The organism is Providencia sp. PROV255 (assembly GCF_028478065.1).
GTDB classification, from domain to species: Bacteria; Pseudomonadota; Gammaproteobacteria; order Enterobacterales; family Enterobacteriaceae; genus Providencia; species Providencia rettgeri.
The window spans coordinates 33,495-46,064 of the sequence record NZ_JAMPMI010000019.1; the positions used below are offsets into that span (position 1 = coordinate 33,495).

Below are 12,570 nucleotides of genomic sequence, written 5' to 3' on the forward strand. Positions count from 1 at the left end.
GCAAATACTCATGTTGCTGGTTAATATTTTTTCTAATCAAGCTTATTTTGCGTTTGAGCGCTGGTCATCTAAAGTGACACCTTTTGGCACAGTAAACTTGAATTTACTTGCATCAACGCGACCATTTTTTTGCTCTTTTAATTGATAAGCACTGGTTTGGCCATCTTGTTCAACCGCTGAAAACTGCTCAATCGTCCCTTGGGGAGAAACTGTAATGGAAAAACGTTTTAAAGTTCCATTAGTTTGTTTTGGTTTTAAATCAAACGTATTTCCTTGTTGGATGATTGAGTACTGTTTCCAATCTTTCGGGTCGTTACGTGTAATTAGTAGAAATGGCGTATCCTGCGTAGCATCCGCTAAATTAGTTACGGTCACTTGTTCTACAAACGGATTATAAAACCACAAATTTTTTCCATCTGACACCAGTACACTTTCATCCGGTGATGTCATGTTCCAATTAAATAAATTTGGGCGCTCAAGCCATAAATCTCCAACACCTTCTTGAATCAAATCCCCTTCAGGACTTGTCACTTTTTGCGAGAAGCTAGCTTGGAAGCTATTGACCTTATTCAAACGTTCTTGAAGGTCTTCGCTTGCGTCTGCCAATACTTGGCCAATATGTAAACTCAGGGCTAACGCACCCAATAACATCATTTTTTTCATCGATGAAAGACCTTAAAATTATTACCTTAAGAGGCGTCCCGTCTTTATACACCCCTTAAATTAAACCAGCAATCAGCACACTAAATTATTAATGTCCCATTGACGGAGGAGCAAGAACTTCACGGTTACCATTGTGCCCTTGCTCACTGACAATGCCTTGGACCTCCATTTGCTCAACAATCCTTGCAGCACGGTTATAACCGATCCTGAATTGGCGTTGAACCCCAGAAATGGAAACTCGTTGTTTCTCAACAACAAACTCAACAGCTTGGTCAAACAGTGGATCGAGCTCTTCGCCACCACTATCATAACCACCGCCTTCGCTATCATCACTACAGGTTGTAATGCTATCAATATATTGTGGTTTACCGCGAGCTTTCCAATCATTCACAACGGCATGAACCTCTTGGTCACGGACAAAGGCGCCGTGCACCCGCACTGGAATTGAAGAGTTTGGCGGTAAATACAGCATATCCCCCATACCGAGTAAAGACTCCGCACCGCCTTGGTCAAGGATCGTGCGCGAGTCAATTTTACTGGATACCGTAAATGCAATCCGCGTTGGAATATTTGCTTTGATTAACCCTGTAATAATATCAACCGATGGTCTTTGGGTTGCCAATACCAAATGGATACCCGCTGCACGTGCCTTTTGCGCCAATCGTGCAATTAGCTCTTCCACTTTTTTACCTGCCGTCATCATTAAGTCAGCAAACTCATCAACCATGACAACAATGTAAGGTTCTTTTTTCAGCATTGGATGCTCTGTATCCATACTATCACCAGGTTTCCAATGTGGATCAGGAATTGGCCGGCCCATTTCTTCTGCCGCTTTGATGCGATCGTTATAACCCGCTAGGTTACGTACCCCTAATGCAGACATGAGTTTATAACGGCGTTCCATTTCATTCACGCACCAGCGCAAGGCATTTGCCGCATCTTTCATGTCAGTAACCACTTCTGTCAATAGATGCGGGATACCTTCATAAATGGATAATTCGAGCATTTTCGGGTCAATCATGATAAAGCGAACATCTTCTGGTTTCGCTTTATACAAAATGCTGAGGATCATTGCATTGACCCCTACAGATTTACCAGAGCCGGTTGTCCCTGCAACGAGTAAATGTGGCATTTTTGCTAAATCAGCAACGACAGGATCGCCTTCAATATCTTTCCCTAACACAATAGTGAGAGGAGATGGATTTTTGCGGAAGTCATCGCAATCTAATACCTCACTCAAGTAAACAGTTTGCCGTTTCTCATTAGGGAGCTCTAGGCCTACATAAGGTTTGCCCGGTATCACTTCTACAACACGTACGGCTACGGTTGACAACGAACGAGCAAGGTCACGTGACAATGTAGATATCCTTGCTGCTTTTACTCCCGGCGCTAGATCAAGCTCAAACCGAGTAATGACAGGGCCTGGAGAGAACCCAACTACTTCGGCTTTAACACGATAATCATTGAGCCTCGCTTCAATCAACCTCGCTGTTTGTTCTAGTTTGAACATGTCCACTGGCTCTTCTTGCGCTGGCGGGCTTGCCAGCAAATCAAGAGATGGCATTGGCGTTGTTGGTTTCGGTAATGGTTGGTCATTACGCACTAAGAACGGGTGGAATAAGCTATCTTGCTGTGGCTGCTGTGGCTGCTGTGGCTGCTGTGGCTGCTGTGGCTGCTGTGGCTGCTGTGGCTGCTGTGGCTGCGCAAAAGTTTGTGTTACTGATGGTGAGTTGCCAAGCCCTTCAGCAATATTATCAATATTATTTTGCGGAGCCGTAGGTGGAACAGAAGACGTACTAAATGACGGCATAAATAATGGGTCAGCAGGCTCGTTGTCAACCAAATCATCAACAGGGGTAAAACTATCCAGTACAGAGAACTCTTTTCTTAAATCAATTCTAGGCTCAAAGTCCTCTTGTACTTGCGAAGAATACTCTTGCGTGAACTGAGGTTGATAGCCATTATCAACGACTGGCGCAACTTCCTCAGGCTCTGGAATTGTATGCGTATTATTGGACTGTTGTGAAGCCGACGCCCAACGGTGTTCAATTTCTGGCTGTGTAAATGAGCTGATTTTATTTTCTGTCATTGACTCATTTTGTAATGGTTCTTCATCTGAATGTACGCTATTTAATGGCGCTTCATAATCCGTTTCATCAACTTCACCATAACGTTCGCGTTGCTGCTCTAAAAACTGCGCTCGTAGTAATTCACCTTGTTGTGCTTCATCATCAGTTTCAAGTTGCTCAGACTCACTCGCAGACCACTGCTGATATATCTGCTCACGTTTAGAGGCTTCTTCTTCACGCCGCTGTAGTTCTGCATCACGTAACGATGGAATGCGAATACCATATAACTCACGACGAGTCGGTAAGCGAACAGGGTTTGGCCGCGGAAGCTCTGGTTCCATATTTTGTTTAACCTGAGCATGACGTTCCAGCGCAGCCACTGAAATACCCGCAGCTGCTAATGCCGCAGGGTTAGAGACCCTTTCAGTGACTGATGAAGGAATAACACTTTGCGTTATATTGGTAGTGTCAAATGGTGGAACTGAGTGAGTTTGTGATTCAAAAGCCGCTTGCTGAACAGGCGTTTCTTGTTTATCCGAATACTCTTGGTAAGCGGTATTACCTTGTTTTTGTGGTTCTGATTGTTGATTATGCTGAACACTAAACAACTGTTCTTCTGGTGCAACATATGGCGACGCTTGAGCTAACGGCTCATTAACGGTATCTGAAGTTGTATCAAAACCAGCACCAAGCTTAGGCTGGTAATCTTCAGGTACTTCAAAATGATATGTGCTCGGCTCATCCACTGCAGAGAAGGCCGTTACTGGAACTTGCTCAGACACGCTTTGATTCACCAATGGGATTGCGTTTTCTGTCGCTGTCATCGCTTCATTCGTCGTTTTTTCCGTTGTTGGAGCGATTTCAGTGACTAATTCAGCCACTGTGGGAGCAGAAAATAAAATATCATCCGCATCAATATTTTCTAGATCGTCATTGGCCCTGTGCTCAGCTTCTTGCGCACGCTGTAAAGCCCCTTCAGTCTCTTCAACGTCATAATCATAGTTATCTAAATCATCTCCCCTTGCTCGATTTGTCAGCAACGTAATTGGGAGAAGCACAGCTGCACCAATTTTTTCTGCAATTGTAAGCCATGACCACCCAGTAAACAGGGTAAAGCTTATTGCCCATAAAAATAGCAATGCTAACGTAGCGCCTAATGAATTGAACCACGGCATAATGGCACTGCTAAATACACTGCCAATCACTCCACCAGAGGCGAAGTTAGGTAAGTCGTCAAAATTAAGAGCCGCGAGTCCACAAGAGGATAAAATAAGTGCTAAACCACCGATTAATCTTAATGATAAAGAGAAAAAGTCAATATATCGGCGCTGACTTTCGTATTGAAAAATCGCCCAGCACCCTAGAAGTAATAAGGGGGGAATAGCAAATGCAAGAATACCAAAAGCCGAGAAAAGGATGTCAGCGCTCCATGAACCAACACTTCCCCCTAAATTCTTCACTGGGGCATTCCAAGTTGTCTGTGACCAGCTTGGATCTGAAGGGCTGAAGCTCAATAAAGCCACCATTAAGAAGAGTGCGCTCAAGCATATTGCGAGCAAAATAACCTCTAATAGCCGCCTTCCGCTACTTAGTTTTTTAAATTTGATGTGTTTATCTTCTGTATATTCTTGGCTCATTATTGTTTCTTTGCTAACTGATGTTCTTGACTAACCTAGGTTTATTCTACCATTAAACGACTGACTCTGCCTGCTTTACAACATCTAAGGTAAATCAGGGCATTATGAAAACGCTAAGGTGCAGTATTCCATCTAATGTATGACGATTCAATTTCTATTTCTCATCAAAAGTCCTAAATATTTATAGCTTTAGAATCAATAAATTGAAAATAAAATTTATCAATTGCTAAGTAATTTTTGCAAGATAACACAGAAAGACTGGGATTGCGGTCAGACAATGCCTTTTAAAGACGAGACATTACGTTTTTATCTAGCAGCAAATGAGGTGAGAAAAACGGAACAACGCTGAGTAAACTCAGCGTTGAAACTGCAGTGCGGCAACAAAGCTGAAATGCTGTGCTGAAGCGAGGTTAAAAAGCTATGATTAGCGAGTTTTGATCACTAAGCGATTGCTTTGTTTAACTTCTTCCATAACTACATAGGTGCGAGTGTCGTTTACACCTGGTAAACGTAACAGAGTTTCACCTAACAGTTTACGATATGCGGACATATCTGGCACACGCGTTTTCAACAGGTAGTCAAAGTCACCAGAAACCAAGTGACATTCCTGAATTTCTTCCAATTTTTGAACTGCAGTATTGAATTGCTCAAACACATCAGCTGCACCGCGGTTGAGTGTAATTTCAACAAACACGAGTAAAGATGCATCTAAGTAATGTGGGTTTAATAACGCCGTATAGCCAGAGATAAATCCTTGTCTCTCAAGACGACGCACACGCTCTAAACAAGGTGTTGGGGATAAACCAACTCGTTTAGATAATTCTACGTTAGAAATTCGCCCGTCTTTTTGTAGCTCGTTTAATATATTCCTGTCGATACGGTCAAGGTCTTTGCCTGGACGCTTTTTATTGTCAATCATCTCTTTATCTCTCTTTCTCTAATTGTTATTTTCTACATCTAAAAATAAGCACCTTAGCCACCACCTTTTTTATTTAGGAATTCGTGTTCAGGAGCAAATTTTGTTCGTAATGCTGAAGTTAGTGTGAATGTAATTATCACCCACAATTTTTACTTGTATTTTAAATTTGTAAGTAGTGTAAAGTTAATTTTCCAGTGAGAACAAAAATGCGCCATTTCCATTGATCCGCTAGATAATTAACTCTTACACTGATGTTTTCGCAAATGCGCAGCCGATTGTCAAAGCAAATGAATAAAAATCAGTACAAGATTTCGCTTTTTTTTCCAGTAAAACGTTTCGCAGCCTTAATTCAAGATAATTCCTAAAAATTGTGATGCGTGACACAAGCAACTTTTTGTCACACTTTTTTACATTTTGTCGGTTTTACCTATTAATGAAATAAGCCAAATGAAACTAAGTCGCACTTAAACCACTTTTGTTAGCCTCTTATTTCTCCTACAATCTGATAAATGCTTTTTAGATTAAAGAGGAATTCATGAGCACAACAACACATCGCAAGTTAATCATTCTTGGTTCTGGCCCAGCTGGCTATACTGCGGCTGTCTATGCTGCACGTGCAAACTTAAACCCAGCATTGATTACTGGGGTGGAAAAAGGCGGTCAATTGACCACCACAACTGAAGTTGAAAACTGGCCTGGTGACCCAGAAGGATTAACCGGTCCAGGGCTTATGGAACGCATGCATGAGCACGCGTCAAAATTTGATACTGAAATCATTTCTGACCATATCCAAAAAGTGGACTTAAAACAACGTCCTTTCCGTTTAATTGGCGATGAAAATGAATATACCTGTGACGCTTTAATTATTGCGACAGGCGCTTCCGCACGTTATATCGGTCTGCCTTCAGAAGAAGCGTTCAAAGGCCGTGGCGTTTCAGCTTGTGCAACCTGTGATGGTTTCTTCTATCGTAATCAAAAAGTGGCTGTCGTTGGTGGTGGAAACACCGCGGTAGAAGAAGCGCTGTACCTTTCTAATATTGCATCAGAAGTCCATTTAATTCATCGCCGTGATAGCTTCCGTGCAGAAAAAATCCTTATTAACCGTTTAATGGATAAAGTTGAAAACGGTAATATTATCCTGCATACCGACCGTACATTAAATGAAGTCTTAGGTGATGACATGGGGGTTACAGGTGTGCGCTTAGAGTGTACTAAAACACACGCAACAGAAGATATCCCTGTTATGGGCGCATTTATTGCCATCGGCCACAGTCCAAATACGGGCATTTTTGAAGGTCAACTCGATTTAGACAACGGTTATATTAAAGTGCAATCAGGCACCCAAGGTAATGCGACCCAAACCTCTGTTGAAGGTGTGTTCGCTGCCGGTGATGTCATGGACCACATCTACCGTCAAGCCATTACCTCTGCGGGCACAGGCTGTATGGCCGCCTTAGATGCAGAGCGTTATCTTGATGGCTTAGCATCTAAATAATCAATAAATTATTGTGATTTAAATAGGCTTCAATGTTTATTCAATTGAAGCCTTTTTTGTTACTGATATTACCCATCTTAACTATTGGTTTTACATATATTTTTAAGAGCAAGTTTATATTGTACTTCTCGAATACTCCCTATACTGTTTTTACATAACATTTACGAATATAGGTGTAGGTATGGGGCAACAATTAGAACGTGATGCCATTCGCGGTTATTCTTATTTTATTATTGTCATACTTGCCGTGATGCAAGGCATCGTCATCACTGCCACCACTGATTACGCCATCCGTATAGAAAGCCAATTAAGCACGACCACTCTATATCTGCCTATTTTGCTAGCTATTTTTGTTCCTTCAGCAATAAGTTACCTAATTACCAATGCAAAATCCGGTATTTTTTATCTCAACATCGTCGTTATTATTGGGTTAATTTTCTGGCTCAATTACTGGCATGCCCAAGACTTTAAAAATCCTGCAGATACAGACCCATTCTTCGCCTTTATCACCCTAACCGTCCTGTTCTTTTTTATGCTTCCTTGGATGCAACTGTGGCAAGTAACAAGAACATGGAAAATCGATTACGGTTGCTTAATGGGGCTATATATTAAAAATACCTTTTTAGGTGTTCTAGCTGCTGCTATCGGTGGGTTGCTAACTCTAATCATAAAAATAGCCAGTTTCCTATTTGATATTGTTAACCTTAATTTTTTGAGTGAAGCTCTTGATAACGACGTTATCTACTGGGTGAGCTTTGCACTTGGCTTCAACATGAGTTTAGTTTTTTTACGGGCAACACTAAATGTACAGCTCAGTAATCTTGCTAGCTTTATTGCTCGTTTTTTCTTACCCCTCTTAAATATTGTTGCCGTTATTTTCTTAGGTGGTTTTGTTGTTTCCTACTTTTCAGGTTTAAGCTCCACGAATTTAGGCTCCGCGGTGATGCTATGGTTTTTAATTTTAAACCTCATTTTCATCAATTTTGTGTATGGCGATGGCACTAACCAATATCAATACCGTACAGGTCTAAATGGTTTTGTCTTAGTTAGCATTATTCTACTCAATGCATTTTCAGTGCTTTCCCTCTATGGCATTCTGGTACGAGTAAACCAGTATAGTTGGAGCGTTGAACGCCTGTATGCATTTACTATTGCCTTATTTCTATTTGTATTGGTTTTTGCTTACAGTATTGCCATTATTTATAAAAGATCAGCTTGGATGTCCTATTTAGGGTTTATCAATAAAGCGGGAATTTTGTCTCTAATTGCCATTATATTGGTCATTAACAGCCCTATTGCTGATTTTAAACGCATCACACTAAACAGTATTCTTGCTGGCGTTGAAAATGGCAAAATTAAAGTCAATAGTTCGCTTGCTTATGACTTAAAACAATTAGGTGAAAAAGGGCTACAGGCTTTTGAGCAACTCAATAACAACCCTGAATATCAAAAACTATTCCAAACTAGCCCTTATGAAGAAGAACAGCGTAAGCCGCTGAAATCAGTATTAATTCAAGCTAAAAATAGCCCTACAATACCAGACAAATGGTTCGATCTCGGAGAAAACCTTAGCAGTGCGTGGTATTGCACTTCACAATACGACCCATACCCATGTGTAGGCTTTATGGCCGATGTAAACCAAAACAACCAAAATGATGTGGTTATGTGCTATTCCTACCCAAGTAGTTCGAGTATTGATTGCAATATATGGCAACAAACGGAACAGAGCTGGGAGTTAATGGATACGCAAACTCGCACATTTAATACCATGCAAGAAAAAGCTCAGGCTTGGGATAATTTATTAAAAGGAAATTTTAAATTAAAACCCAAAGAATGGTTAATGATAGACCCCACTTCTTAATACTAATTAAAAATGCAGGTGACTTAACATTTCTTTGTTAAGCCACCTTTTCATTACGTAAAAATACAGTAACATCTCAAGATTATTACATCCCAAACTTTACTGAAATATTAAATTTACCTTTATAAAACAATTTAATAACAAAATACAACTCACCGTAAATAACCCACTTTTATTATGTAACATATCGTGGTGAAGCTGTTATGATGTACCCTAGTACCCGAATTTATGGGTAAGATCAAAAACGCAGATTTTCTTATAACCACCAATTGCGTTACCAGATCAAAAAATTATCGTTCTCATGCGGTATAAAATAGTCCAACTGTAATATAGCGCATGGTAAAAGCAACGTTAGGTTGGTATTTCCTAACTATACTCAATGACATTAAAACTACACCTGCTAACTAAATCATTATGGATAAATCAAGACAGACTGAATTGGTACGTTGGTTAAAACAATACAGTTCCCCTGCCAAGCGCTGGTTGCGGATCTCTATGTTACTAGGTATTTTGAGCGGATTACTGATTATTGCTCAAGCCTGGTTCTTAGCTGTTATCTTACAAGCATTGATTATGGATAACGTTCCTCGAGAACAGCTATTAACTCCCTTTATTCTTCTGATTTGCGTTTTCATCTTACGTGCAATTGTCACCTATATACGAGAACGTGTTGGCTTTCGTTGTGGCCAAGTGGTGCGCCAAGAAATACGCACCATGGTACTCGATAAACTTCAAGAGCTCGGCCCTGTATGGGTTAAAGGTAAGCCTGCGGGTAGCTGGGCCACGATTATTCTTGAACAAATTGAAGACATGCAAGACTACTATTCACGCTATCTTCCACAAATGTATTTAGCGGGGATCATCCCCATTATGATCCTGATTGCTATTTTCCCATTTAACTGGGCTGCTGCACTTATTTTATTCGTCACTGCCCCGCTAATTCCTATTTTTATGGCATTAGTCGGCTTAGGTGCTGCGGACGCTAACCGCCGTAATTTTATTGCATTAGGTCGTTTAAGCGGTAGTTTTCTCGATAGATTACGAGGCCTTGATACCTTACGGTTATTTTTTCGTGAAAAGGCAGAAATTAAGCAAATTCGCGAATCAACAGAGGATTTTCGTTCCAGAACGATGGAAGTACTAAGAATGGCATTTTTGTCTTCCGGTGTACTTGAGTTTTTTGCATCGATTTCTATTGCTGTTGTTGCCGTCTATTTTGGTTTTTCTTACCTAGGTGAAATGAATTTTGGTAGCTACGGTTTACCTGTCACGCTATTTGCAGGTTTTCTTGCCTTGATACTGTCTCCAGAGTTTTTCCAACCACTACGAGATCTTGGCACATACTACCACGCCAAAGCACAAGCTGTTGGTGCCGCTGAAACACTCGAAACATTGTTAAACAGTGATGGGGAACAAAACACTCAACAAGGAACCCAAACACTAAGCGATGATGCTATCTATATTCAGGCTAAACAATTAGAAATTTTATCCCATGATGGAGTGCGCCTTGCTGGGCCATTAGATTTCAATATTGAACCACAACAACGTATTGCGATTGTTGGTCAAAGTGGCGCAGGGAAAAGCTCATTACTCAATTTATTGTTAGGCTTTTTGCCTTATCGCGGCTCCATCACCGTAAATGGTGTTGAACTTCGTGAATTATGTCCTGATAAATGGCGTGAATTACTTGGCTGGGTTGGGCAAAACACTCACCTTCCAGAGCAAACACTGGTTGAAAACATCTGTTTAGGCAAGCCAAATGCTACAGAGGCAGAAATTCAACAGGCTATTGATAATGCATATGTTTCCGAATTCTTAGCCCATTTGCCTGACGGTCTAAATACCAAATTAGGTGACTATGCCGCCCGCCTTTCGGTCGGGCAGGCTCAGCGTGTTGCCGTTGCACGAACCCTGTTGAAACCTTCTCGTATGCTACTTCTAGATGAGCCCGCTGCGAGCTTAGACTCCCACAGTGAGCAACGTGTTATGCAAACACTTAACCAGCTATCAAGTCAGCAAACAACCCTTTTAGTCACCCATTTGCTGGAAGAAACCCTTGATTATGACCAAATTTGGGTAATGGCTAATGGTCAAATCATTCAGCAAGGTAATTACACACAACTAAGTCAATCAGAAGGCGCTTTTGCCCAGTTACTTGCCCATCGCAGTGAGGAGCTTTGATAATGAAAATTTTATTACCTTTCTTAGCCCTTTACCGCCGCCATTGGTTTTTAATTACATTAGGTATCATCTTAGCGATTGTGACCTTACTGGCGAGTATTGGTTTACTTACCCTTTCCGGTTGGTTTTTAGCCGGAACCGCAATTGCTGGTTTTCCGGGTCTTTACTATTTTAATTACATGTTACCCGCAGCAGGTGTCCGTGGCGCCGCTATTTTTCGTACCGCTGGTCGCTATGGAGAACGTCTAGTTAGTCATGATGCCACCTTTAAGGTGCTTGCTCATTTGCGAGTTTTTGCTTTTAGTAAAGTATTACCCCTTTCACCGGGTGGTATCAGTCGTTTCCGTCAAGGGGAGTTACTCAATCGCCTCGTCGCTGACGTAGAAACTCTAGATCACCTCTATTTACGTGTTTTATCGCCGATCATTACTGCATTTTTTGTTACCTTTGTCCTTATTTTTGGTTTAAGTTACCTCGACCCTCGTCTTGCGTGGACACTGGGTGGCATCATGCTGTTTTTACTGTTTACCATGCCATTTATATTTTATCGTGCTGGCAAACCCATCGGCCGTGAACTAACCGAATTACGTGGAAGTTATCGCACTATTTTAACCTCTGCACTGCAAGGGCAAGCTGAGCTAACATTGTTTGGCGCCACTGACCGTTTTCGTCAAAACTTGCTTAATATTGAAAACAAATGGCAAATACGCCAACAACAGCAAGCGGCACTTACTGGGCTATCTCAAGCCATTATTTTATTTGCCTCTGGTGTGACTGCGACACTACTTCTTTGGATGGCTGCCGACCATGTGGGCGGGGATACTAAACCGGGGGCTCTCATTGCTTTGTTTGTTTTCTGTGCGCTGGCTGCTTTCGAAGCACTAGGACCAGTTGCGGTAGCTTTTCAACATATGGGGCAGGTGATTGCGTCTGCTACTCGCGTTTCCCAATTAATGACCGCGAAACCGGAGGTAACTTTCCCAAGTGAAAGCCCTTCAATCGCAACATTGGAAAGCCTGACTGTCGACAATATTTCATTTACCTATCCAGAGCAGCCATTTGCCGTTCTTCACAATGTATCTTTAACGTTAAATAAAGGCCAACACCTTGCTTTATTAGGTAAAACTGGCTGCGGTAAATCAACACTCCTTCAATTATTAACTCGTGCTTGGGATGTTGATAGCGGAACCATCTACTTAAATGGCACGCCTATTAACGAATTTAGCGAAAAATCGTTACGCAATATGATGTCTGTTGTGCCACAACGGGTTCATGTCTTTAGTGATACATTACGCAATAATCTATTACTCGCCAATGAACAAGCGACTGATATCGAATTAAATGAAGTATTGCAACAAGTTGGCTTGGGCAATTTATTAGAAAACGAATTAAAGCTTAATGCATGGATGGGAGAAGGCGGTCGACAGCTTTCAGGTGGGGAACAGCGCCGCTTAGGCATTGCCCGTGCTTTGTTACATAATACCCCATTAATTCTAATGGATGAGCCAACGGAAGGGCTTGACGCGCATACAGAACAACAGATTTTAGCACTACTCAAAGAAAAATGTGCTGATAAAACATTAATTGTCATTACTCACCGCATGCAGGGCTTAGAGGAAATGGATAACATTTGTGTGATGGATAATGGTAAAATCATCGAACAAGGTACTCATCAAGCGCTGTTAGGCATGCAAGGCCAGTATTATCAGTTCCGCCAGCGCCACTGGGCACAGCAACCGCTCTGA

Annotated in this window: 7 protein-coding genes; 4 read left to right on the forward strand and 3 right to left on the reverse strand. The window is 41.5% G+C overall.

From position 1 onward, the window contains the following. Nucleotides 1–42: 42 nt before the first annotated feature. The 3 genes from lolA to lrp form a co-directional block, all read right to left on the reverse strand. The gene (gene lolA, locus PR725_RS17235; protein WP_004909466.1) at nt 43–663 is read right to left on the reverse strand and encodes an outer membrane lipoprotein chaperone LolA; all 621 of its coding nucleotides are present in this window, start codon (nt 661–663) and stop codon (nt 43–45) included. 88 nt (nt 664–751) lie between these two features. Next, a complete protein-coding gene (locus tag PR725_RS17240; RefSeq protein WP_272569891.1) occupies nt 752–4,369 on the reverse strand; it encodes a DNA translocase FtsK 4TM domain-containing protein in 3,618 nt (1,205 codons plus the stop codon). A gap of 424 nt (nt 4,370–4,793) precedes the next feature. Beyond that, nucleotides 4,794–5,288 (reverse strand): leucine-responsive transcriptional regulator Lrp, encoded by a 495-nt coding sequence (gene lrp / locus PR725_RS17245; RefSeq protein ID WP_004256338.1) that lies wholly within the window; start codon nt 5,286–5,288, stop codon nt 4,794–4,796. A 535-nt stretch (nt 5,289–5,823) separates the two neighbouring features. Between lrp and trxB the strand changes: the two genes are divergently transcribed. The 4 genes from trxB (at nt 5,824) to cydC (ending at nt 12,570) form a co-directional block, all read left to right on the forward strand. Beyond that, on the forward strand, nt 5,824–6,783 hold the full coding sequence (gene trxB, locus PR725_RS17250) for a thioredoxin-disulfide reductase (RefSeq protein ID WP_109911028.1): 960 nt from the start codon (nt 5,824–5,826) through the stop codon (nt 6,781–6,783). 181 nt (nt 6,784–6,964) lie between these two features. Then, on the forward strand, nt 6,965–8,644 hold the full coding sequence (locus PR725_RS17255; protein WP_272569894.1) for a DUF7057 domain-containing protein: 1,680 nt from the start codon (nt 6,965–6,967) through the stop codon (nt 8,642–8,644). 414 nt (nt 8,645–9,058) lie between these two features. After that, a complete protein-coding gene (gene cydD / locus PR725_RS17260) occupies nt 9,059–10,825 on the forward strand; it encodes a heme ABC transporter permease/ATP-binding protein CydD (RefSeq protein WP_272569896.1) in 1,767 nt (588 codons plus the stop codon). 2 nt (nt 10,826–10,827) lie between these two features. Continuing rightward, nucleotides 10,828–12,570 (forward strand): heme ABC transporter ATP-binding protein/permease CydC, encoded by a 1,743-nt coding sequence (gene cydC, locus PR725_RS17265; RefSeq protein WP_004909441.1) that lies wholly within the window; start codon nt 10,828–10,830, stop codon nt 12,568–12,570.

Coding starts and splice junctions, on each gene's coding strand:
- lolA (WP_004909466.1), bottom strand. CDS start 663: ATGAAAAAAATGATGTTATTGGGTGCGTTAGCCCTGAGTTTACATATT.
- PR725_RS17240 (WP_272569891.1), bottom strand. CDS start 4,369: ATGAGCCAAGAATATACAGAAGATAAACACATCAAATTTAAAAAACTA.
- lrp (WP_004256338.1), bottom strand. CDS start 5,288: ATGATTGACAATAAAAAGCGTCCAGGCAAAGACCTTGACCGTATCGAC.
- trxB (WP_109911028.1), top strand. CDS start 5,824: ATGAGCACAACAACACATCGCAAGTTAATCATTCTTGGTTCTGGCCCA.
- PR725_RS17255 (WP_272569894.1), top strand. CDS start 6,965: ATGGGGCAACAATTAGAACGTGATGCCATTCGCGGTTATTCTTATTTT.
- cydD (WP_272569896.1), top strand. CDS start 9,059: ATGGATAAATCAAGACAGACTGAATTGGTACGTTGGTTAAAACAATAC.
- cydC (WP_004909441.1), top strand. CDS start 10,828: ATGAAAATTTTATTACCTTTCTTAGCCCTTTACCGCCGCCATTGGTTT.